This is a genomic window from Pseudomonas sp. 1152_12, assembly GCF_052850675.1.
Genome location: NZ_VXCW01000006.1, coordinates 132020 through 155065, shown reverse-complemented (window position 1 = coordinate 155065; position 23046 = coordinate 132020). Strand labels below are relative to the sequence as shown.

The window sequence follows — 23046 nt, the reverse complement described above, 5'->3', positions numbered from 1 at the left end:
CTGAGCGTATAGCAGACAGAGAAAAGCCGGACGTTAGTCAGCGAAAGGCCATCTAAGTTCTTTACTTGTAGCTTGTAGCTTCGATCTTGTCGCGCTGTAGTCCATAATGCGCGCCGGTTTTTGGGGTAATGGTCATGAGCACAGAAGATCCGAGGTTTGCAGGCGTCGCCCGCTTGTATGGCATTGAAGGCCTGGAACGCTTGAAAGCGGCCCACGTGGCGATCGTCGGCGTCGGCGGCGTGGGCTCGTGGGCGGCGGAAGCCATGGCCCGTTGCGGGGTGGGCGAGATTTCGCTGTTTGACCTGGACGATGTGTGCGTTAGCAACAGCAATCGCCAGTTGCACGCCCTGGACAGCACCGTGGGCAAGCCCAAGGTTCAAGTGATGGCCGAACGCCTGCGCAGTATCAACCCGGAGTGCACCGTGCATGCGGTGGCGGACTTCGTCACCCGCGACACCATGGCCGAGTACATCACCCCGAACATTGATTGCGTGATTGACTGCATCGACGCTGTCAACGCCAAGGCCGCGCTGATTGCCTGGTGCAAGCGGCGCAAGATCCAGATCATCACCACCGGCGGCGCGGGCGGGCAGATCGACCCGACGCTGATTCAGGTGTGCGACCTGAACCGCACGTTCAATGACCCGTTGGCGTCGAAAGTGCGTTCGACCCTGCGCCGTGACTACGGTTTTTCGCGCACCGTGACTCGCCATTACAGCGTGCCGTGCGTGTTTTCCACCGAGCAGCTGCGCTATCCGAAGCCGGACGGCAGTATCTGTTTGCAGAAGAGTTTTGTCGGCGATGGCGTGAAGCTGGACTGCGCCGGTGGGTTTGGCGCGGTGATGATGGTCACCGCGACGTTCGGCATGGTGGCGGCGACCAAGGCAGTGGATAAGATTGTGGCAGGGGTGCGCAGGCCTTCAGAGCGGGTCAAGCCGACTTAAATTTACTGCCAAACATAGATCCAAATGTGGGCGTGAGCCCACATTTAGTTTTGCGTATGGCTTAGTTCACGCATGCGCTGCAGTACGGCGTTCAGACCATTACTGCGTGAAGGCGATAACTGTCGCGAGAGGCCCAACTGCGTAAACCAATCCGGCAAATCGATCGCCTGCAAATCGGCCGCCGACAGCCCATTAACCCGCGCCAGCAGCAACGCCACTAAGCCGCGAATCATGCGCGCGTCGCTGCTCGCGGCGAACTGCCAGTGGCCGTCCTGCAAACGGCCGACCAGCCACACCAGGCTTTCGCAGCCCTGCACGAGGTTGGCTTCAACCTTGTCCTCATCCGCCAAGGCTGGCAGCCGCTCGCCCCATTGCATCAGCATCCGCGCGCGCTGCTCCCAGCTGCCCACGGATTGAAACGACTCAAGTGCGTCAACTGCATCGGCTGGCAGGCTCATCGCAGCATGTCCAGCGCCTGGTCCAACGCTTCAAAAAAGCGTTCCAGGTCATCGGAGTCGTTGTACAGCGCCAGGGACACACGGATCGCCCCGGTCAAGTGCATCGCCTTGAGCAATGGCATTGCGCAGTGATGGCCGGCACGTACCGCGATACCTTGCTCGGTCAGCAGGTGTGCAAGGTCGGCGTTGTGCACCCCTTCCACCACAAAGCTTGCCAGCGCCACCTGCGGCGAGCCCAGTATGCGAACGCCCTTGCGCGCGGTCAGCCCGCGTAGCAGGTAGTCGTGCAGTGCCGCTTCATGGGCGACCACCGCAGATTGATCCAGCGAGCTGAGGTAATCCAGGCTGGCGCCCAGGCCGATCACGCTGGCAATCGGCGGTGTGCCCGCTTCAAAACCCAAAGGCGCGGGGCGAAAGCTCGCGCTGTGGTAGTCCGCCTGTTGCACCATCTCGCCACCGAACTGCCAGTGACGCAGGTGATGCAAAGCTTCGTTGCGTCCATACAACACGCCAACGCCGTCGGGGCCATAGAGTTTGTGGCTGGAAAAGACGTAGAAGTCGTAGCCCAGCGCCTGCACATCGTGGCGGCCATGCACGATGCCCTGGGCACCATCGATCACGGTCAGCGCGCCGTGAGCCTTGGCCATTGCCAGTAAGGCGTCCAAAGGTTGCCAGGTGCCAAGCACGTTGGACAATTGGCTCACGGCCAGCACGCGTGTACGCGGGCCGATCAATTCGGCGGCGGTTTGCAGATCGATCACGCCGTCATCGCCGAGCGGTAATACCACTAACGTGACCGCGCGGCGTTTGGCCAGTTGCTGCCAAGGCAGCAGGTTGGCGTGGTGTTCCAGGGCGCTGATGACAATCTCATCGCCCGCATTGAATAAGTGCTCCAGGCCATAGGCCAGGAGATTCAGCGCAGAGGTTGCGCCGTGGGTAAAGATGATTTGCCCGCTGTCCCCTGCGTTCAACCATTGCGCGACCTTGCTGCGGCTGTCTTCAAACGCCTGGGTCGCATGGGCGCCCGGCAGATGCTGGGCACGGTGCACATTGGCTGCGCCATTGGCATAGTAATGGCTGATGGCATCCAACAGGGCTTGGGGTTTTTGCGTAGTGGCGGCATTGTCCAGGTAAGTCTGGTCTTGCCGTTGCAGGGTGGCGATGGCCGGAAAATCGGCGCGCCAGGGAGAGGGCACAAGCATGGGGTTCAAGACTCGTATAAGCGAGCCGCACCCGAAGGCGCGGCCCGCCAGTGGCATCGAGTGGCTGCTTAGTTGTGAGCGTGCAGCGCTGCGTTCAGTTCGATGGCCGATTTGTGGGTTTTGCACTCCACGGCACCGGTCTCGGAATTGCGGCGGAACAGCAGGTCTGGTTGGCCGGCGAGTTCGCGCGCCTTGACCACGTTGACCAGTTGGTTCTGCTCGTCGAGCAACGCAACCTTGGTCCCAGCGGTGACGTACAGGCCCGATTCCACCTTGTTGCGGTCGCCCAACGGGATGCCGATACCAGCGTTGGCGCCGATCAGGCACTCTTCGCCGACTTTGATCACAATGTTGCCACCGCCCGACAGGGTGCCCATGGTGGAGCAGCCGCCGCCCAGGTCCGAATTCTTGCCCACGAACACGCCAGCCGATACGCGGCCTTCGATCATGCCCGGACCTTCGGTGCCAGCGTTGAAGTTGATGAAACCTTCGTGCATCACGGTGGTGCCTTCGCCCACGTAGGCGCCCAGGCGGATCCGCGCGGCGTCAGCGATGCGTACACCGGCCGGGACCACGTAGTCGGTCATTTTCGGGAACTTGTCCACCGAGAACACTTCCAGCAGCTCGCCACGCAGGCGCGCTTCCAGTTGGCGTTCGGCCAGTTCGTTGATGTCGATCGCGCCCTGGCTGGTCCAGGCCACGTTCGGCAGCTGCGGGAACACACCGGCCAGGCTCAGGCCATGCGGCTTGACCAGGCGATGGGACAGCAGGTGCAGCTTGAGGTAGGCCTCAGGTGTGGAGGTCAGTGCAGCGTCTTCGGCCAACAGGGTCGCAACCAACGGCGTGTGGCTTTCAGCCAGGCGGCTCAGCAGGGCGGCTTGGGCGGTGTCGACGCCTTTGAGTGCGTCAGCCAGTTGCAGGGCCTGGGAAACGGTGAAAGTGATGGCTTGGTTGCCTTCGGTGTAGCCCAGGATCGGTGCAATGGCTGCGACGATTTCAGCCGACGGATTGAGCAAGGGTTGTGCGTAAAACACTTCCAGCCAAGCACCTTGGCGGTTCTGAGTGCCGACGCCGAAGCCCAGGCTGAACAGGGAATTGGACATGCTGTTACCTCTACAAAAATGGAAGGCTGGCCTACTTGAGGGCTGCCGAATAACTTTCTGGCTTGAAGCCAATCAGGGTTCTGTCACCGAGATCCAGCACTGGGCGCTTGATCATCGAGGGTTGTGCGAGCATCAATTCAATGGCTTTCGACTGATCGAGATCGGCTTTGCGTTCGTCTTCGAGTTTGCGAAAGGTGGTGCCCGCACGGTTCAAAACCACCTGCCAACCGTGCTCGTTGCACCATTGGGTCAAGTGTTCGCGGTCGATACCGGCCGTTTTGTAGTCGTGGAATTCATAGCTCACGCCGTGCTCTTCGAGCCAAGTGCGCGCTTTTTTCATGGTGTCACAGGCTTTGATGCCGAAAAGGTGCAACGTTTTGCTTGAAGCGGTCAAGGAATTGCCCCCCTTTGGACCAAGTAGAAACTAAAGGTCACGGATTATGCCATGACCAGCACGTTTGGGTGCCGCTCGTCATGCTTGCCTATGATGCAGTGCGACTTTTGTGCAAAAGCCATCGCGCAGCATAGGCGCGTAACATACCCGGGTAATATGGCACTTCAATGCCCAGTTGTTGCCTGATGTGTGTCGTCGCAAGTCGATTGTCCGGGAAACCCGCGTTATGCAAACCGCCTACACCGTTCTCATCCTGCTGATGCTGGTCAGCGTTTCGCGTCTTGTGGGGCGTATCATCCCACTCCCGTTGCCCTTGGTGCAGATCGCCGCCGGCGCCTTGCTGGCCTGGCCTACGCTGGGGCTGCACGTAGTCCTGGACCCCGAGCTGTTCCTGTTTTTATTCTTGCCTCCACTGTTGTTCTCCGATGGCTGGCGCATGCCTAAGCGCGAGTTGTGGCGATTGCGAGGCCCGATTCTGACGTTGGCGGTGGGGTTGGTGCTGTTCACCGTGGTCGGCGCTGGCTACTTCATTCATTGGCTTTTGCCTACGATCCCGTTACCCGTGGCCTTCGCCCTGGCGGCTGTTTTATCACCGACAGATGCCGTAGCAGTGTCGGCCATTTCCCAAAACCGGCTGCCGAAGCCGCTGATGCACATGCTCCAGGGCGAAGCGCTGATGAATGATGCCTCGGGCCTAGTGACCTTCAAGTTTGCCCTGGCGGCGGCATTGACCGGCGTGTTCTCCCTGGCGGACGCCAGCCTGACCTTTGTGCTGGTGGCGGTGGGCGGCCTGGCGGTGGGCGTGGCGTTGAGCTGGCTGGTCGGCCGTTTGCGTGCCTGGATGATCGCGCGGGGCTGGGACGACCCGGCCACCCACGTGGTGTTCATGTTGCTGCTGCCGTTTGCCGCGTATGTATTGGCTGAACGCCTAGGTGCATCAGGGATTCTCTCGGCGGTCGCGGCGGGCATGATGCAAAGCTGGCTCGACCTGTTGCCACGCCAGACCAGCACACGCTTGCTCAACCGCAGTGTCTGGTCGCTGCTGGAATTTGCATTCAACGGTTTGATATTCCTGCTGTTGGGCCTGCAACTGCCGGACATCATCAAAGCGGTGGTCAGCCATGAGCTGACGCTGTGGCCAACCCTGTTGTACCGCTGCCTGGATGTGATTGCGATCTTTCTGATGCTGGTGGTATTACGGTTTATCTGGGTGCAGAGCATCTGGCGACTGTCGGGACTGCTGCGCCGGCTACGTGGGAAAAGCGAGCTGACCCTGGTGCCGACCGCTCGCTCCTGCTGGTTGTTGACCGTTGGTGGTGTGCGCGGCGCCGTGACCCTGGCCGGTGTGATGTCGGTGCCGTTGCTGTTGGCCCCCGGGCAGAGCTTTCCCGAGCGTGACCTGCTGATTTTCATCGCTGCCGGCGTGATCCTGCTATCACTGGTTGCCGCCTGCATCGCGCTGCCGCTGCTCCTGCGCGGCATCGAAAAGAGTCCTGATGAAAAGCGCCACAACGAAGTACGCGAGGCCTGGAAAAAGACCGCCGTGGCTGCCATCCATGCCCTTGAGGCAGAAGAGCCTGCAGAAACCGAAACCCAGGACGCCGCGCAGGCCGCCCTGGCCGCTGAGCTCAAGGCGCGGCTGATGTCGGAATATCGCCATCAGTTGGAAGTGTTCAACGACTCCGCCGAAGCTCAGGCGCTGGCGCAGCAGATGGACCAGTTGGAGCGCAAATTGCGACTCAAGGCCCTGCGCGCGCAGCGCTTGGAGTTGTACAGCTTGAGCCGTCATCATCAGATTGATGATGACGTTCTGCGTGAAGTGCTCGCGGACCTGGACATGAGTGAGGCGAACTTGGGAAGTCTTAAGTAACTGCGGTGTTGATCATTGCCCGCGTGGCGGTGTTGAGCCGCTTTGCGAAAAACGCGGATGCACTCAGGTGAAGTGTTTACGAGTTTATGTTCCCTTTTATGGGTTGCAAGATGAATCTGTAGCGGCCGCCCCCACTGTGTGGGGGCGGCACCGGCATTAACGGCGGCGCTGGATAAAATCGCGAATCCGTTCGGCCGCTTCCACGCACTCCGCCAACGGCGCGACAAGCGCCATGCGCACACGCCCGGCCCCAGGGTTCACGCCGTCCACTTCCCGCGACAGGTACGAGCCCGGCACCACGGTCACGTGTTCTTCCGCGAACAAGTCACGGCAAAAGGCAGCATCGTCGCCATTCACACTCGGCCATAAGTAAAAACCTCCATCCGGGGTTTGCACGTCCAGTACTGGCTTAAGAATCGCCAGCACGGCGTCGAACTTTTCCCGGTACAGGTCACGGTTGGCCTGCACGTGGCCTTCGTCCTGCCAGGCCGCGATGCTCGCCCGTTGGGTTTGCACCGGCATCGCGCAGCCATGGTAGGTGCGGTACAGCAGGAAAGCCTTGAGGATGTCGGCGTCGCCGGCGACAAAACCGGAGCGCAGGCCCGGCAGGTTGGAGCGTTTGGACAGGCTGTGGAACACCACGCAGCGCTTGAAGTCCTGGCGGCCCAGTTCGACGCAGGCGCTCAGCAGGCCCGGCGGCGGGGTTTGTTCGTCGAAGTACAGCTCGCTGTAGCACTCGTCGGCGGCGATTACGAAGTCGTATTCGTCGGCCAGGGCGATGAGTTTTTTCAGGGTCTCGACCGGGATCAGTGCGCCAGTCGGGTTGCCCGGGGAGCATAGGAACAGGATCTGGCAGCGTTTCCAGATGTCCGCCGACACGGCGTCGAAGTCCGGGTTGAAGCCGTTGGCATCCAGGCACGGCAGGTAATGCGGCTTGGCCCCGGCCAGGAACGCGGCGCCTTCGTAGATCTGGTAGAACGGGTTCGGGCTGACTACCAGTGCATCGTCACTGCGGTTAACCACGGTCTGGGTGAAGGCGAACAGTGCCTCGCGGGTGCCATTGACCGGCAGGATATTGCGCGCCGGATCGAGCCAGCCGTTGGGCACGTTGAAGCGGCGTTCGCACCAGGCGCCGATGGCCTCGCGCAGCGCCGGGATGCCCAGGGTGGTCGGGTATACCGCCATCTGGTCGAGGTTGTTGCTCAGCGCTTCGGCAACGAATGCCGGGGATTTGTGCTTAGGCTCGCCGATGGACAGCGCGATCGGGCGCTTGTCCGGGTTTGGCGTGACGCTGCCGAGCAGGGCGCGCAGTTTCTCGAACGGGTAGGGCTGCAGCTGGTTCAGGGCGTTGTTCATCGCAAATCTCGTCAAATTCGGTTGAAAGCATTCGGTCTGCTAGGCAAAGCAATTCAAAGGTGGTGGCGGGGATGTTGGCGAAGATGGCTTGTCAGCTATGCCTATATTGACTGATCCAGCGCATTCGCAAGCAAGCCCGCACCCATACAAGCGCGGCTCCACGGGAGACGCCGTGTGTTCATATCGTCAGTCGCGCCAGCTCGATACCGGGTTCCTGGGTCACGCTCAATTGCTGCTCGATTGCTTCCTGCAAGCGTCGGCACAGTTCCGGGTCGGACAGCTGCTGATTGTCGGCGTCGGTAATAAAAAATACGTCTTCCACGCGCTCGCCGAGGGTCGCGATCTTGGCGTTCTGCAGCGACAGGTCGAACTCCAGGAAAATTCCGCCGATTCGCGCGAGCAGGCCCGGGCGGTCGGGCGCGCTGAGCTCCAGTACGGTCACCGGGCGTTGGGCGTCATTGGAAATGGTCACCTGTGGCGCGAAGGCAAAGTGCTTGAGCTGGCGCGGCACCCGGCGCTGGATGATGGTCGGGTAATCGTCCGGGTTACGCAGGGCTTCGGTCAGGCCTTCGCGGATTTTTTTCACGCGCACTGGGTTATCGCCGATGGAGTCACCGTCGGTGTCGAGCACGATGTAGGTATCGAGGGTGAACTGGCTGCTCGAGGTGATCACGCGGGCGTCATGGATGTTCAGGTTGAGCTGGTCCATGGCGGCCACGGTCACGGCGAAGAAGTCGTGCTGGTCGGGCGCGTAGATGAAGATCTGCGTGCCACCCTCAAATTCGCGCTGGGTGGTTTCCTTTATCAGCACCAGCGGGCCGCCGTCGGCCGGCTGCTGCAGGATTGCGTCACTGTGCCAGGCGACATCACCAGCAGTGTGGCGCAGGAAGTAATCGTCACCCAGTTGCGACCACAACTGCTCGACGTCGTCGGGGTCATTGCCGCCGCGCACCAGGATATCCAGGGCCGCGCTTTGGGTGCGGCGGATCTGCTCTTCGCGGTCCACCGGGTTTTCCAGGCCACGGCGCAGCGCGCGCTTGGTCTCAGTGTAGAGCTGGCGCAGCAGGCTCGCGCGCCACGAGTTCCACAGCGTCGGGTTAGTGGCGTTGATGTCGGAAACGGTCAGCACATACAGATAGTCGAGGCGGGTTTCATCACCGACGATCCCGGCGAAGTCGTGGATCACCTGCGGGTCGGACAGGTCCTTGCGCTGGGCGGTGGTCGACATTACCAAGTGGTTTTGCACCAACCAGACAATCAGGCGGCTGTCCCACAGCGGCAATTGGTGGCGCTGGCAGAAGGCCTCAGCGTCCACCGCGCCGATTTCCGAATGATCGCCATGCCGACCCTTGCCGATGTCGTGGTACAGGCCAGCCAGGTAGATCAGCTCGGGCTTGGGCAGCTTGGCCATCAGCTTGCTGGCCAGCGGGAATTTCTCTGACACCTGGGTGTACTGCAACTTACGCAGGTGCTTGATCAAGTTCAGGGTGTGGGCGTCGACGGTATAGATGTGAAACAGGTCGTGTTGCATCTGCCCGACGATGAAGCCGAACTCCGGCAGGTAGCGCCCGAGAATGCCGTAGCGGTTCATGCGTCGCAGGTTGCGGTGGATGCCGATGCGGCACTTGAACAGCTCGATAAACAGGCTGGTGTTGCGAATGTCGTTGCGAAACTCGTCGTCGATCAGGTGACGGTTTTCCCGTAGTAAACGGATGGTGTCGGCGCGCACACCTTTGATTTCCGGTTGCTGGGCCATCAACACGAAGATTTCCAGCATGGCGAACGGCGTGCGGCGGAATACGTTGTCGTTGCGCGCCTCGATGTAGCCGTCATGCAACTGGAAGCGAGAGTTGATCGGCTGCGGCGGTGCTTCGTCTTCGGGGGCCAGGATCACCTCTTCGAAGTGCTGGATGATCAGGTCGCTGAGCTGGGCAATGCTCATCACCACCCGGTAGTACTGCTGCATAAAGCTTTCGATGCTGGTCTTCGCGTCTTCGCCTTCAAAGCCCAGCAGAGTGGCGATGGAGCGCTGGTGATCGAACAGCAAGCGGTCTTCGGAGCGCCCGGCGAGCATGTGTAACGCGTAGCGCACCTTCCACAGGAACTCCTGGGACGAGGCCAGCAGGGCATTTTCGCTCTCTACCAGGAAGCCTTCGCCAGCCAGGGCGCGCAGGTTCAGGGTGCCGTATTGGCGACGCGCGACCCACAGGATCGTCTGGATATCCCGCAGCCCGCCCGGCGAGCCTTTGACGTTGGGTTCCAAGTTGTATTCGGTGTCGTTGTACTTGTGGTGCCGAGCTTTCTGCTCGGCGCGCTTGGCCAGGAAGAAATCCTTGCTTGGCCACATGTGCGCTGTGCTAGTGACTTGCAACATGCGCTGACGCAGGCGTTCGGGGCCGGCAATGGTGCGGCTTTCCATCAGGTTGGTGATGACGGTGAGGTCGGCGCGGGCTTCTTCGGCGCATTCGTCTACCGAGCGCACGCTCTGACCTACTTCCAGGCCGATGTCCCACAAAAGCGTCAGGAAACGCTCGATGGAATCGCGAAAGATCTCATGATCGGCGCTGTCGAGCAGAATCAGCAGGTCGATGTCGGAATACGGGTGCAGTTCGCCACGGCCATAACCGCCGACAGCTACCAGGGCGATATCGGCGTCTTCACTCCAACTGAACTGTTCCCAAGCCTTTTGCAGGATGTTATCGACGAACCAGGCGCGGTCCTCGATCAGCCGACGAATGTCCCGGCCGCTGCGAAAGCGCGCATCAAGCACCTCGCGGGCTTGGCGGATAGCCTTCTTGAAGGCGGCGATTGGGCTCGCCTTCAGGGCCAGTTCGGCCTGGAACTGGCCACGGTCGAAGAGTTCGGGATCCACCTGGGGCATCGATCGGCTTTCCTTTCTATCTATCAGTCAGTCACAGCACAGTTTGGGAAAACCAGGGCAGCCTTTAAGCCGAAATGCGCGGGATGGTGTCGTCGGCGCGCAGAGTGAAGATCTCGTAGCCGGTTTCGGTGACCAGCAAGGTGTGTTCCCACTGGGCCGAGAGCTTGCGGTCCTTGGTGATGGCGGTCCAGCCGTCGCCCAGCACCTTGGTGTCGGCCTTGCCTTGGTTGATCATCGGTTCGATGGTGAAGGTCATGCCTGCTTTGAGTTCCATGCCGGTGCCGGCGCGGCCGTAGTGCAGGATTTGTGGTTCTTCGTGAAACACCGTGCCGATACCGTGGCCGCAGAATTCGCGCACCACCGAGAAGCCGTTCTTTTCGGCATGCTTCTGAATTACTTCACCGATGTCGCCCAAGCGGCAGCCGGGTTTGACGATCTCGATGGCCTTGTACATGCATTCCTGGGTGACCTGGGACAGGCGCTCGGCCCAGACCGGCACGGTGCCGACGTGGAACATGCGGCTGGTGTCGCCGAAATAACGGTCCTTGATCACGGTGACGTCGATGTTCAGGGTGTCGCCGTCCTTCAACGGCTTGTCGCCTGGAATCCCGTGGCAGACCACGTGGTTGACCGATGTGCAAATCGACTTGGGGAAGCCTTTGTAGTTCAGGGGCGCGGGGATGGCGCCCTGCACATTGACTATGTAGTCGTGGCAAATCTGGTTCAGGGTTTCGGTGGTGACGCCGGGCTTGACGTGTTCGGCGATCATTTCCAGCACGTCGGCAGCCAGTTTGCCGGCGATGCGCATGCCGGCGATATCTTCGGCGGTTTTCAAACTAACGGTCATTACAGGCTCTCTCTAGCGCGACGCGCTGAAATCAATACGGTTTACGGGTGTGCGACAAAAGGTTGCAGAATTCGCACAAGCCACAAAAACGCGATTCTACCAGACGCGGGCGGCAAATCATGAGCGTCTGACGATCGCTTCTCTCTATAAGGTAAGGGCAGGGTGGCTCTATTCAAAGGCTTACGCAAAAGCGGAATACGGCGAATGTGATTGCGGGTTTCGTTTTTGTCCTTCGTGTGGTATAAAATGCGCCGCTTTCCGGGGATGCCCCGTAAAGCTTAAATCCACACACGTGTCGACACGATGACCTGGGTGCCGGAGGCGAATGCCGCTGGTTGGTCATTGGGATACGTGGAGGCCAAACCCGACTTATTAAGGAACTATCATGTCCCAAGTCAACATGCGCGATATGCTGAAGGCCGGTGTGCACTTCGGTCACCAGACCCGTTACTGGAACCCGAAAATGGGTAAGTACATTTTCGGCGCGCGTAATAAGATTCACATTATCAACCTTGAAAAAACCCTGCCAATGTTCAACGAAGCGCTGACCTTCGTAGAGCGCCTGGCTCAGGGCAAAAACAAGATTCTGTTCGTCGGCACCAAGCGTTCCGCTGGCAAGATCGTTGCTGAAGAAGCAGCACGTTGCGGTTCGCCGTACGTCGATCACCGCTGGTTGGGCGGCATGCTGACCAACTTCAAAACCATCCGTGCTTCCATCAAGCGTCTGCGTGACCTTGAAGTGCAAGCCGAAGACGGTACTTTCGCCAAGCTGACCAAGAAAGAGGCGCTGATGCGCACTCGCGACCTGGAAAAGCTCGATCGTTCCCTGGGTGGTATCAAGGACATGGGCGGTCTGCCTGACGCACTGTTCGTTATCGACGTTGACCACGAGCGCATCGCGATCACCGAAGCCAACAAGCTGGGCATCCCGGTTATCGGCGTAGTCGATACCAACAGCAGCCCGGAAGGCGTTGACTACATCATCCCAGGCAACGATGACGCAATCCGCGCTATCCAGCTGTACATGGGTTCGATGGCTGACGCTGTAATCCGTGGTCGCAACCACGTTGCTGGTGGTACCGAGCAGTTCGTTGAAGAAGCTCCGGTAGCTGCCGCTGAGTAATTGACGCCCTGGCGTTGACTCAGTAAGCAAAAAGGGGGCTTGGCCCCCTTTTTGCCACCTCGAAAACCATTTGTTGGCGCCCACTTGTGGCAGCGCATCATTGCTCTGTAACGTGCAGCGGCCTACAAGGGTGATTCGGGAAGAATTGATCGCCCGTTTGATCGGGTGGAATGGTTGAAAACCTATCCAAGAGGATTTTGAAATGGCAGAGATTACTGCAGCGTTGGTTAAAGAACTGCGTGAGCGTACCGGCGAAGGCATGATGGATTGCAAAAAGGCCTTGACCAAGGCCGGCGGCGACATCGAAAAAGCCATTGATGACATGCGTGCTTCCGGCGCCATCAAGGCTGCCAAGAAAGCAGGCAACGTAGCTGCTGAAGGCGCTATCGCTCTGGTTGAAGACGGTAAAGCCGCAGTTCTGCTGGAAGTGAACTCGCAGACCGACTTCCTGGCTCTGCAGGACGACTTCAAAGCGTTCGTTGCTGCCAGCGTCAAGAAAGCATTCGACGACAAGCTGACCACCGTCGAGCCGTTGATCGAAGCTCAAGAAGCTGCTCGCCTGGTACTGGTCGGCAAGGTTGGCGAAAACGTCAACATCCGTCGTCTGGCGCGCATCGAAGGTGATGTGGTAGGTGGCTACTTGCACGGCAACAAAATCGGCGTCGTGGTTGCCCTCAAAGGCGGCGACGTTGAGCTGGCTAAAGACATCGCTATGCACGTAGCAGCCAGCAACCCTGAGTTCCTGCTGCCATCGGAAGTGTCTGCTGACGCAATCGAGCGCGAAAAAGCTGTGTTCCTGAGCCTGAACGCCGACAAGATCGCCGGCAAGCCAGAGAACATCGTTGAAAACATGATCAAAGGCCGTATCAGCAAGTTCCTGGCTGAAGCGAGCCTGGTTGAGCAGGCGTTCGTCAAGAACCCTGAAATCAAGGTTGGCGAACTGGCTAAGAAAGCCGGTGCTGAAATCGTTTCCTTCACTTACTACAAAGTAGGCGAAGGCATCGAGAAGCCGGTCGACAACTTCGCTGAAGAAGTTGCTGCCCAGCTGGCTGCCGCCAAGCAATAAGACAGTTTTTAACTGTCGCCCGAAAGAGGCTGCCCGCTCACGCGCGCAGCCTCTTTTCAAATGGGAAGGCCAATTTTTAATTGGATTCCCTGCGGAACTGGCTTACAAAGCCGTGTTCCGATGGCGCTGCGATAGCGTCCAGCTAGAGTGAACGCAAGCCGTAAACGGCTCGCCAAGAATTTTTAAAAAATACGCCGCAGGAGAGATTCGCAATGGCTCAGCAGGGCAGTGGTTATCAGGCTCGCTATAAACGCATTCTACTCAAGCTTAGCGGCGAGGCCCTGATGGGCTCGGAAGAGTTCGGGATCGATCCCAAGGTGCTCGACCGCATGGCGCTGGAAGTCGGCCAACTGGTCGGTATCGGTGTTCAGGTCGGCCTGGTGATTGGTGGCGGCAACTTGTTCCGCGGTGCGGCACTGAGTGCTGCCGGTATGGACCGAGTCACCGGCGACCACATGGGCATGCTGGCCACTGTGATGAATGCCTTGGCCATGCGTGATGCCCTGGAGCGTGCCAATATCACCGCTATCGTCATGTCGGCTATTTCCATGGTCGGTGTAACGGATCACTATGATCGTCGCAAAGCCATGCGTCACCTGGATGCCAAAGAGGTGGTGATTTTTGCTGCTGGTACTGGTAATCCGTTCTTTACCACTGATTCGGCAGCGTGCCTGCGCGGTATCGAAATCAATGCTGACGTGGTGCTCAAGGCCACCAAGGTTGACGGTGTTTACACAGCAGATCCATTCAAAGACCCGCATGCCGAGAAGTTCGATCATCTGACTTATGATGAAGTACTGGATCGCAAGCTGGGCGTGATGGACCTGACGGCAATTTGCCTGTGCCGCGACCACAAGATGCCGTTGCGCGTATTTAACATGAACAAGCCCGGTGCCCTGCTGAATATCGTACACGGCGGCGCGGAAGGGACTCTGATCGAGGAAATCGAACAATGATCAACGAAATCAAGAAAGACGCTCAAGAGCGCATGCAGAAATCCCTGGACTCTCTGAACCACGCATTTGGTCAGATTCGTACCGGCAAGGCCCACCCAAGCATCCTGGGTAGCGTGATGGTGCCGTACTACGGCGCAGACACTTCGATTACCCAAGTGGCCAACATCACCGTAAAAGACTCGCGCACCCTGCAAGTCGTTGCCTTCGAGCGCAACATGCTCGGCGCTGTCGACAAGGCGATCCAGAGCGCCGGTCTGAACCTCAACCCGACCAACCTGGGCGAGTTGTTGCTGATCTCCATGCCTGCCCTGACCGAAGAAACCCGTAAGGGCTTCACCAAGCAGGCGCGCAGCGCAGCTGAAGATGCGCGCGTTGCTGTGCGTAACATCCGCCGCGATGCGTTGGGTGACCTGAAGAAGCTGGTCAAGGATAAAGAAATCAGCGAAGACGAAGAGCGTCGTGCCGTCGCCGATATCGACAAGCTGACCAAAGACGCCGAGGCCCAGATCACCAAGGCCACGGAAGAGAAAGAAAAGGACCTGATGGCCGTATAAGGGGTCAGGACGCCTTCATGGAAAAGACCAAGCAGACTGTGCCTTCCGCGGTGCCGCGCCATGTCGCGATCATCATGGATGGGAATAATCGCTGGGCGAAGAAACGCTTTATGCCGGGCGTTGCCGGGCATAAAGCGGGTGTCGATGCGGTGCGCGCCGTGATTGAGGTGTGTGCCGAGGCCAAGGTTGAGGTGTTGACCCTGTTTGCCTTCTCCAGCGAGAACTGGCAGCGGCCCGCCGAAGAGGTCAGTGCCTTGATGGACCTGTTCTTCAAGGCGTTGCGTCGTGAGGCCAAGCGCCTCAATGACAACAACATCAGCCTGCGCATCATTGGTGATCGCTCACGATTCCACCCGGAGCTGCAAGCCGCCATGCGCGAGGCCGAAGCTATCACTGCCGGCTCTAATCGTTTTGTCTTGCAGATTGCAGCCAACTACGGTGGTCAGTGGGATATTGCCCAGGCTGCACAGCGGCTTGCCCGCGAAGTGCAGGCCGGGCATCTGCGGCCTGACGATATCACGCCCGAACTGTTGCAAACCTGCCTGGTAACCGGCGACCTGCCGTTGCCGGACCTGTGCATTCGCACGGGGGGCGAGCACCGCATCAGCAATTTCCTGTTGTGGCAGTTGGCCTACACCGAGTTGTACTTCTCCGACCTGTTCTGGCCGGACTTCAAACACGATGCCATGCGCAATGCGCTGGCCGATTTCGCTTCCCGTCAGCGTCGCTTCGGTAAAACGAGCGAGCAGATCGAAGCTGGAGCCCGGGTTTAAATGCTTAAACAACGAATCATCACGGCACTGATCCTGCTGCCGATCGCCTTGTGCGGGTTTTTCCTGCTCGACGGTTCCGGCTTTGCGCTGTTTATCGGCCTGGTCGTGACCCTGGGGGCCTGGGAGTGGGCGCGCCTGGCCGGTTTCAGTGCGCAGTTGCCCCGCGTGGTGTACGCCGCTGTCGTGGCGCTGCTGCTGTTCCTCATGCATATGCTTTCGAGCGTTGTCGTGCCTTGGGTGTTGGGCGCAGCGGTGCTGTGGTGGGCGCTCGCGACCTTTCTCGTGTTGACGTACCCGCGCACCAGTGGTCAGTGGTCCAGTGTGGCCAGCAAATTGGTCATTGGTCTGTTGATTCTGCTGCCGGCCTGGCAAGGGTTGGTGGAAATCAAGAATTCGCCGATGGGCAACGGGTTGATCATGGCGGTGATGGTGCTGGTGTGGGGGGCTGATATCGGCGCCTACTTCTCCGGTCGGGCTTTCGGCAAGCGCAAGTTGGCGCCGGCGGTCAGTCCCGGCAAGAGCTGGGAAGGCGTTTACGGTGGCTTGGCATTCACGTTGGTCATCACGTTGGTTGTCGGTGTTGTGCGCGACTGGTCGGTGAGGGAAATCCTCCTGGCTTTGCTGGGGGCGGCCGTGGTCGTGTTTATCTCGGTGGTCGGTGACCTCACCGAAAGCATGTTCAAACGCCAGGCCGGGATCAAGGACAGCAGCAACCTGCTGCCGGGTCATGGTGGTGTACTGGATCGTATCGACAGCCTTACCGCTGCGATTCCGGTATTTGCCGTACTGTTGTGGATGACGGCTTCGTGAGCCGCCTGCAACAGGTGACCGTACTGGGCGCGACCGGTTCGGTCGGGCTGAGTGCCCTGGATGTGATCGCTCGTCATCCTGATCGCTATCAGGTGTTTGCTCTGACGGGTTACACACGGTTAACTGAATTGCTGGCCTTGTGTGTTCGTCACACACCGCGTTTTGCGGTAGTGCCTGAAGCCGCAGCAGCGCGTGGCCTTCAGGGTGATCTGCGGGCTGCTGGCCTTGCTACGCAAGTGTTGGTGGGCGAGGAGGGCCTTTGCCAGGTCTCAGCCGACTCCGAGGTCGACACCGTGGTGGCGGCCATTGTCGGGGCGGCAGGCTTGCGTCCGACACTGGCGGCGGTTGATGCCGGCAAGAAAATCCTTCTGGCTAATAAAGAAGCGTTGGTCATGTCCGGCACGCTCTTCATGCAGGCAGTACGCAAGAGCGGCGCCGTTCTGCTGCCCCTGGACAGCGAGCACAACGCGATTTTCCAATGCATGCCCGGTGACTTTGCCCGTGGCCTGAGTCAGGTGGGGGTACGGCGGATTCTTCTGACAGCTTCCGGTGGCCCATTCCGGCAAACGCCATTGGCTGATCTGGAGCGCGTGTCGCCTGAGCAGGCATGTGCACACCCGAACTGGTCCATGGGGCGAAAAATCTCTGTGGATTCGGCGAGCATGATGAACAAAGGCCTGGAGTTGATCGAGGCATGTTGGTTGTTCGACGCCCGGCCGGATCAGGTCGAGGTGGTGATTCACCCGCAAAGTGTGATTCATTCCCTTGTCGACTATGTGGACGGTTCGGTGTTGGCCCAGTTGGGCAACCCCGACATGCGCACGCCAATCGCCAATGCCCTGGCGTGGCCGGAGCGGATTGACTCCGGCGTTGCGCCGTTGGACCTGTTTGCGATTGCGCGCTTGGACTTCGAAGCGCCGGATGAGCAGCGCTTTCCGTGCTTGCGCCTGGCGCGACAGGCGGCGCAGGTGGGTAACAGTGCACCGGTAATGCTCAATGCGGCCAATGAAGTGGCCGTGGCGGCGTTTCTCGAACGGCGCATCCGCTTTCCGCAGATCGCGAGTATCATCGAGGATGTTTTGAGTCTTGAACCGGTAGTGGCAGTTAATGATTTAACGGCAGTGTTCGAGGTTGATACAAAAGCCCGTGCGCTGGCTGAGCAATGGTTGAACCGCAACGCGCGTTAGTCTGTGGGCAGGTTTAAGTCTTCAGGCACTGGATTGGAATGCGGAGAAATTAGATGAGTGCGCTCTACATGATTGTCGGCACCCTGGTTGCTCTGGGTGTGCTGGTTACCTTCCACGAATTCGGCCACTTCTGGGTGGCACGTCGTTGCGGCGTCAAGGTATTGCGCTTTTCCGTCGGTTTCGGCATGCCGTTGCTGCGCTGGCACGACCGTCGTGGCACTGAATTCGTGATTGCTGCCATTCCGTTGGGCGGCTACGTCAAGATGCTCGATGAGCGCGAAGGCGAAGTGCCTGCTGATCAGTTGGACCAATCCTTCAATCGTAAGACCGTTGGTCAGCGTATCGCTATTGTTGCAGCTGGCCCAATCGCCAACTTCTTGTTGGCGATTGTGTTCTTCTGGGTCTTGGCGATGATGGGCAGTCAGCAGGTGCGCCCGGTTATCGGCGCGGTCGAGGCGGACAGCATGGCGGCAAAGGCCGGCCTTGTCGTCGGGCAGGAAATTGTTTCTATTGATGGCGAGCCGACCACCGGGTGGGGCGCCGTCAATTTGCAGTTGGTACGCCGCATGGGTGAAAGTGGCACCATCAATGTCGTGGTGCGCGATCAGGATTCCACCACCGAGACGCCGCGTGAGCTGGCTCTGGACCATTGGCTCAAGGGGGCGGATGAGCCTGACCCGATCAAGTCCCTGGGTATTCGTCCGTGGCGTCCAGCGTTGCCGCCGGTGCTCGCCGAGCTGGACCCGAAAGGTCCGGCGCAGGCTGCTGGTTTGAAAACGGGCGACCGTTTGCTGGCGCTCGATGGCCAGACGCTGGGCGACTGGCAACAGGTGGTTGACTTGGTGCGTGTACGCCCTGATACCAAAATTGTGCTGAAAGTTGAGCGCGATGGTGCTCAAATCGACGTCCCTGTGACACTGTCGGTTCGCGGGGAGGCCAAGGCGGCCGGGGGTTACCTGGGTGCTGGTGTGAAAGGTGTCGAGTGGCCGCCTTCGATGGTGCGGGAGGTCAGCTTCGGGCCGTTGGCGGCTATTGGCGAGGGTGCAAAACGCACTTGGACCATGAGTGTGCTGACCCTCGAATCGCTCAAGAAAATGTTGTTCGGCGAGCTCTCGGTAAAAAACTTGAGTGGACCGATAACCATTGCTAAAGTGGCGGGCGCTTCTGCCCAGTCGGGTGTCGCGGATTTCCTGAATTTCCTGGCTTATCTGAGTATTAGTCTTGGAGTTCTGAATTTGCTGCCCATTCCAGTATTGGATGGGGGGCATCTGTTGTTTTATCTGGTCGAGTGGGTGCGTGGTCGCCCCTTGTCGGATCGGGTGCAGGGTTGGGGGATACAGATCGGTATCAGTTTGGTGGTCGGAGTGATGTTGTTAGCTCTGGTCAACGATCTGGGACGACTGTAACGCTTCGCTGAATTGCGAATCTGCCGCATTTTGCGGCAGTTTGTTTATTGCCAGTTGGAATAAGAAAGGACTTCATGAAACGTCTGCTGCTAACTGCGGTTTTCACCGTATTGATGATCGCCGAAGTTCACGCCGAGTCCTTCACTATCTCCGATATTCGCGTCAACGGCCTCCAGCGGGTTTCCGCAGGTAGTGTCTTTGGTGCCTTGCCGTTGAACGTCGGGGAACAGGCGGATGATCGTCGCCTGGTGGAATCCACTCGTGCGCTGTTCAAAACCGGGTTCTTTCAAGATATCCAACTGGGTCGCGAAGGCAATGTCCTGGTCATCACTGTCGTCGAGCGACCTTCCGTCGCCAGTATCGAGATCGAGGGCAACAAAGCGATCTCCACTGAAGACTTGATGAAGGGGCTCAAGCAATCCGGCCTGGCCGAGGGCGAGATCTTCCAGCGCGCCACCCTTGAGGGTGTGCGTAACGAACTGCAACGCCAGTACGTTGCCCAGGGCCGCTACTCAGCGTCTGTGGAAACTGAAGTGATCCCCCAGCCTCGTAACCGTGTTGGCCTCAAGGTCAACATCAACGAAGGCACCGTGGCGGCGATTCAGCACATCAACGTGGTGGGTAATACCAAGTTCGCTGATGACGACCTGATCGACCTGTTCGAGCTCAAGACCACCAATTGGCTGTCGTTCTTCAAGAACGATGACAAGTACGCCCGTGAAAAGCTCTCTGGTGACTTGGAGCGCCTGCGTTCCTACTACCTTGACCGTGGCTATATCAACATGGATATCGCCTCGACCCAGGTGTCCATCACCCCGGATAAGAAGCACGTCTATATCACCGTTAACGTCAACGAAGGTGAAAAGTACACCGTTCGTGACGTGAAGCTCAGCGGCGACCTGAAGGTACCCGAAGACCAGGTTAAGGCGCTGTTGCTGGTGCAGAAGAACCAGGTGTTCTCGCGCAAGCTGATGACCACCACTTCCGAGCTGATCACCCGCCGTCTGGGTAACGAAGGCTATACCTTCGCCAACGTCAACGGTGTGCCGACTCCGCACGATGATGACCACACTGTGGACATCACCTTCGTTGTCGACCCAGGCAAGCGTGCCTACGTAAACCGCATCAACTTCCGTGGCAACACCAAGTCTGCGGACGAAGTGCTGCGTCGTGAGATGCGTCAGATGGAAGGTGGCTGGGCGTCGACTTACCTGATCGACCAGTCCAAGACCCGTCTTGAGCGTCTGGGCTTCTTTAAAGAAGTCAACGTCGAAACCCCGGCCGTACCAGGTGTGGATGACCAGGTTGACGTGAACTACGCCGTTGAAGAACAAGCTTCGGGCTCGATCACTGCCAGCGTCGGTTTTGCACAGAGTGCGGGCCTGATCCTCGGTGGTTCGATCACCCAGAACAACTTCCTTGGTACGGGTAACAAGGTTTCCATCGGCCTGACCCGAAGCGAATACCAGAGCCGCTATAACTTCGGTTATGTCGACCCCTACTGGACTGCTGACGGTGTGAGCCTTGGCTACAACGCCTTCTACCGCACCACCGACTACAAAGACCTTAACGTTGACGTTGCGAGCTATGCGATCGACAGCCTCGGCGCCGGTGTCAACGTCGGTTACCCGATCAGCGAGACTTCGCGCCTGACCTTCGGCTTTACTGCGCAACAGGACAAAATCAAGACCGGTGTGTACACCACGGACGAGATTTTCGACTTCGTGCGCCGTGAAGGTGACCAGTTCCTGAACTTCAAGGCCTCGGTCGGTTGGTCGGAATCGACCCTGAACAAAGGTGTTTTGGCGACCCGTGGCCATTCGCAAAGTTTGACGGCGGAAGCCACCACGCCGGGCAGCGACCTGTCGTTCTTCAAGCTCGACTACCGTGGCCAGTTGTTCCAGCCGCTGAGCGATAACTACACCATGCGCCTGCACACTGAACTGGGTTATGGCGACGGTTATGGTTCGACCAATGGGCTGCCGTTCTACGAGAACTACTATGCCGGTGGCTTCAACTCGGTGCGTGGCTTCAAGGACAGTACCTTGGGTCCACGTGGTACCCCAAGCCGTGGTCAGGCGGTAACCGGTAACCAGGGCACCACCGTTGACTCCAATAATGATGCTCTGGCGTTCGGTGGTAACGTGTTGATCCAGGGTGGCGCAGAGCTTCTGTTCCCACTGCCGTTCGTCAAGGACCAGCGTTCGTTGCGGACCTCGCTCTTCTGGGACGTGGGTAATGTGTTCGACTCCAAGTGTCAGCAGGTCACCAACCCGAGCGGCGTGAAGTCCCAGACTCAGTGCAACGACGTCAGCCTGACTAACCTGGCCAGCTCCGTGGGTGTTGGTGTGACATGGGTGACCGCGCTTGGCCCACTGAGCTTTGCTCTGGCCATGCCGATCAAGAAACCAGATAACGCTGAAACCCAGATTTTCCAATTCTCCCTCGGCCAGACGTTCTAAGCGTCTGACCCAAGATAACGACAACGGATTCTGTAGGAGTACATCGTGCGTAAGTTGACTCAATTGGTTCTGCTGGCCACCGTGCTGGTAACCACCCCGGCCTTCGCCGAAATGAAAATCGCCGTCCTGAACTATCAGATGGCTCTGCTGGAATCCGACGCGGCCAAGCGTTATGCCGTGGATGCCGAGAAGAAATTCGGTCCGCAGTTGACCAAGCTCAAGACCCTGGAAAGCAGTGCCAAGGGTATCCAGGACCGCTTGGTAGCGGGTGGCGATAAAATGCAGCAAGGCGAGCGTGAGCGTCTGGAGCTTGAATTCAAGCAAAAGGCTCGTGACTATCAGTTCCAGTCCAAGGAACTGAACGAAGCGAAAGCCGTTGCTGACCGTGAAATGCTCAAGCAGCTCAAGCCGAAACTCGACAGCGCCGTGGAAGAAGTCATCAAGAAAGGTGCCTTTGACCTGGTGTTCGAACGCGGCGCCGTGATTGACGTCAAGCCTCAATACGACATCACCCGTCAGGTGATCGAGCGCATGAACCAGCTGAAGTAAGCCATGACCGCGACTATCAAACTCGGCGATTTGGCCGAGTTCCTGGGGGCCACCTTACGTGGCTCCCCGGAGAAAGAAATCACTGGGCTAGCCACCTTGCAGGAGGCTGGCCCAGCTCAGTTGAGCTTCCTTGCAAATCCCCAATACCGTAAATACCTGGTCGACAGCCAAGCCGCAGCTATATTGCTGAAGGCCGCCGATGCCGAGGGATTTGTCGGGGATGCGCTGGTGGTGGCCGATCCTTACCTGGCCTATGCCCGGGTATCGCACCTGTTTGATCCGAAGCCCAAGGCGGCTGGTGGTATTCACCCGTCTGCCGTTATCGCCGACGATGCTCAGGTTGATCCCGCGGCCAGCATTGGCGCATTCGCCGTGATTGAGAGCGACGCGCGCATTGCCGCTGGTGTCACGGTGGGCGCGCATTGCTTTATTGGTGCGCGCTGTGAAATCGGTGCCGATGGCTGGTTGGCCCCCCGCGTGACCCTTTACCACGACGTGCGTATCGGTGAGCGGGTTGTCATTCAGTCGGGTGCGGTAATTGGTGGTGAAGGTTTTGGCTTTGCCAACTCCAAAGGCGTTTGGCACAAGATTGCCCAGGTTGGCGGCGTATTGATCGGCGATGACGTGGAAATCGGTGTCAACACGGCTGTGGATCGTGGGGCCTTGGCCGATACCGTGATCGGTAACGGTGTGAAGCTCGACAACCAGATCCAGATCGCCCATAACGTGCAGATTGGCGATCACACCGCGATGGCCGCCTGCGTGGGGATTTCCGGCAGTGCCAAGATTGGCAAGCATTGCATGCTCGCCGGTGGCGTTGGGCTGGTGGGCCATATCGATATTTGCGACAACGTCTTCATTACCGGCATGACCATGGTGACCCACTCGATTACCGAGCCTGGCTCCTACTCCTCCGGTACCGCCATGCAGCCAGCGGCTGAATGGCGCAAAAGTGCAGCACGCTTGAGAAAGATCGATGACATGGCTCGACGCCTTAAACAGGTGGAAAAGCGTGTTGGGGACGTGACCCCTGACGGTAATGCTTCATCAGAAGGCTGATACCATTTCCATATCAAGTGTGCACAGCCGCGAGACTGCCTCCTTG

Annotated in this window: 20 protein-coding genes; 13 read left to right on the top strand and 7 right to left on the bottom strand. The window is 58.8% G+C overall.

The window, feature by feature from the left end; all coding sequences use genetic code 11:
• The first annotated feature begins 128 nt into the window (after positions 1-128).
• The gene (tcdA, locus tag FW764_RS13180) at positions 129-944 is read left to right on the top strand and encodes a tRNA cyclic N6-threonylcarbamoyladenosine(37) synthase TcdA (protein ID WP_446434296.1); all 816 of its coding nucleotides are present in this window, start codon (positions 129-131) and stop codon (positions 942-944) included.
• Positions 945-988: 44 nt separating this feature from the next.
• On the opposite strand, the gene FW764_RS13175 is transcribed toward tcdA, so the two are convergent.
• The 4 genes from FW764_RS13175 to FW764_RS13160 all read right to left on the bottom strand — a co-directional run bounded on the left by FW764_RS13175 (position 989) and on the right by FW764_RS13160 (position 4047).
• The gene (locus FW764_RS13175) at positions 989-1402 is read right to left on the bottom strand and encodes a SufE family protein (RefSeq protein ID WP_446434295.1); all 414 of its coding nucleotides are present in this window, start codon (positions 1400-1402) and stop codon (positions 989-991) included.
• Complete coding sequence (locus FW764_RS13170; protein WP_446434294.1) at positions 1399-2604, bottom strand: aminotransferase class V-fold PLP-dependent enzyme; 1206 nt, start codon at positions 2602-2604, stop codon at positions 1399-1401. The genes FW764_RS13175 and FW764_RS13170 overlap by 4 nt, the downstream gene beginning before the upstream one ends.
• A 68-nt stretch (positions 2605-2672) precedes the next feature.
• Entirely contained in the window at positions 2673-3707 is a 1035-nt protein-coding gene (dapD, locus tag FW764_RS13165; protein WP_446434293.1) for a 2,3,4,5-tetrahydropyridine-2,6-dicarboxylate N-succinyltransferase, read from the bottom strand.
• Between the two features lie 31 nt (positions 3708-3738).
• Positions 3739-4047: an arsenate reductase gene (locus tag FW764_RS13160; RefSeq protein WP_232000172.1), complete on the bottom strand. Its 309-nt coding sequence runs from the start codon at positions 4045-4047 to the stop codon at positions 3739-3741.
• 280 nt (positions 4048-4327) lie between these two features.
• Between FW764_RS13160 and FW764_RS13155 the strand changes: the two genes are divergently transcribed.
• Positions 4328-5971 (top strand): Na+/H+ antiporter, encoded by a 1644-nt coding sequence (locus FW764_RS13155; protein WP_446434292.1) that lies wholly within the window; start codon positions 4328-4330, stop codon positions 5969-5971.
• A 156-nt stretch (positions 5972-6127) separates the two neighbouring features.
• Here the strand turns inward: FW764_RS13155 and dapC are convergent, their stop codons facing one another.
• The 3 genes from dapC to map all read right to left on the bottom strand — a co-directional run bounded on the left by dapC (position 6128) and on the right by map (position 11055).
• Positions 6128-7327: a succinyldiaminopimelate transaminase gene (gene dapC / locus FW764_RS13150; RefSeq protein WP_446434291.1), complete on the bottom strand. Its 1200-nt coding sequence runs from the start codon at positions 7325-7327 to the stop codon at positions 6128-6130.
• Positions 7328-7505: 178 nt separating this feature from the next.
• On the bottom strand, positions 7506-10208 hold the full coding sequence (locus FW764_RS13145; protein ID WP_446434290.1) for a [protein-PII] uridylyltransferase: 2703 nt from the start codon (positions 10206-10208) through the stop codon (positions 7506-7508).
• Positions 10209-10272: 64 nt separating this feature from the next.
• Complete coding sequence (gene map, locus FW764_RS13140; RefSeq protein ID WP_083359813.1) at positions 10273-11055, bottom strand: type I methionyl aminopeptidase; 783 nt, start codon at positions 11053-11055, stop codon at positions 10273-10275.
• Between the two features lie 385 nt (positions 11056-11440).
• On the opposite strand from map, the gene rpsB reads away from it, so the two are divergent.
• The 11 genes from rpsB to lpxD all read left to right on the top strand — a co-directional run bounded on the left by rpsB (position 11441) and on the right by lpxD (position 23000).
• Positions 11441-12178 (top strand): 30S ribosomal protein S2, encoded by a 738-nt coding sequence (gene rpsB / locus FW764_RS13135; RefSeq protein ID WP_003219330.1) that lies wholly within the window; start codon positions 11441-11443, stop codon positions 12176-12178.
• A 202-nt stretch (positions 12179-12380) separates the two neighbouring features.
• Positions 12381-13244, top strand: a complete 864-nt coding sequence (gene tsf / locus FW764_RS13130; protein WP_304628248.1) for a translation elongation factor Ts — start codon at positions 12381-12383, stop codon at positions 13242-13244.
• 212 nt (positions 13245-13456) lie between these two features.
• Positions 13457-14200, top strand: a complete 744-nt coding sequence (pyrH, locus tag FW764_RS13125; protein ID WP_071487452.1) for a UMP kinase — start codon at positions 13457-13459, stop codon at positions 14198-14200.
• The gene (frr, locus tag FW764_RS13120; RefSeq protein WP_049709667.1) at positions 14197-14754 is read left to right on the top strand and encodes a ribosome recycling factor; all 558 of its coding nucleotides are present in this window, start codon (positions 14197-14199) and stop codon (positions 14752-14754) included. Before pyrH ends, frr begins: the two co-directional genes overlap by 4 nt.
• A 17-nt stretch (positions 14755-14771) precedes the next feature.
• Positions 14772-15527 carry a polyprenyl diphosphate synthase gene (gene uppS / locus FW764_RS13115; protein WP_064451153.1) on the top strand — a complete coding sequence of 252 codons (756 nt, stop codon included), beginning with the start codon at positions 14772-14774 and terminating at the stop codon, positions 15525-15527.
• Positions 15528-16337, top strand: a complete 810-nt coding sequence (locus FW764_RS13110; RefSeq protein WP_446434289.1) for a phosphatidate cytidylyltransferase — start codon at positions 15528-15530, stop codon at positions 16335-16337.
• Entirely contained in the window at positions 16334-17524 is a 1191-nt protein-coding gene (gene ispC, locus FW764_RS13105) for a 1-deoxy-D-xylulose-5-phosphate reductoisomerase (protein ID WP_446434288.1), read from the top strand. The genes FW764_RS13110 and ispC overlap by 4 nt, the downstream gene beginning before the upstream one ends.
• Before the next feature lie 53 nt (positions 17525-17577).
• A complete protein-coding gene (gene rseP, locus FW764_RS13100; RefSeq protein ID WP_446434287.1) occupies positions 17578-18930 on the top strand; it encodes a sigma E protease regulator RseP in 1353 nt (450 codons plus the stop codon).
• A gap of 74 nt (positions 18931-19004) precedes the next feature.
• Positions 19005-21392, top strand: a complete 2388-nt coding sequence (bamA, locus tag FW764_RS13095) for an outer membrane protein assembly factor BamA (protein ID WP_446434286.1) — start codon at positions 19005-19007, stop codon at positions 21390-21392.
• A 45-nt stretch (positions 21393-21437) separates the two neighbouring features.
• The gene (locus tag FW764_RS13090; protein WP_003189173.1) at positions 21438-21941 is read left to right on the top strand and encodes an OmpH family outer membrane protein; all 504 of its coding nucleotides are present in this window, start codon (positions 21438-21440) and stop codon (positions 21939-21941) included.
• Positions 21942-21944: 3 nt separating this feature from the next.
• Entirely contained in the window at positions 21945-23000 is a 1056-nt protein-coding gene (gene lpxD, locus FW764_RS13085) for a UDP-3-O-(3-hydroxymyristoyl)glucosamine N-acyltransferase (protein ID WP_446434285.1), read from the top strand.
• Positions 23001-23046 lie beyond the last annotated feature (46 nt).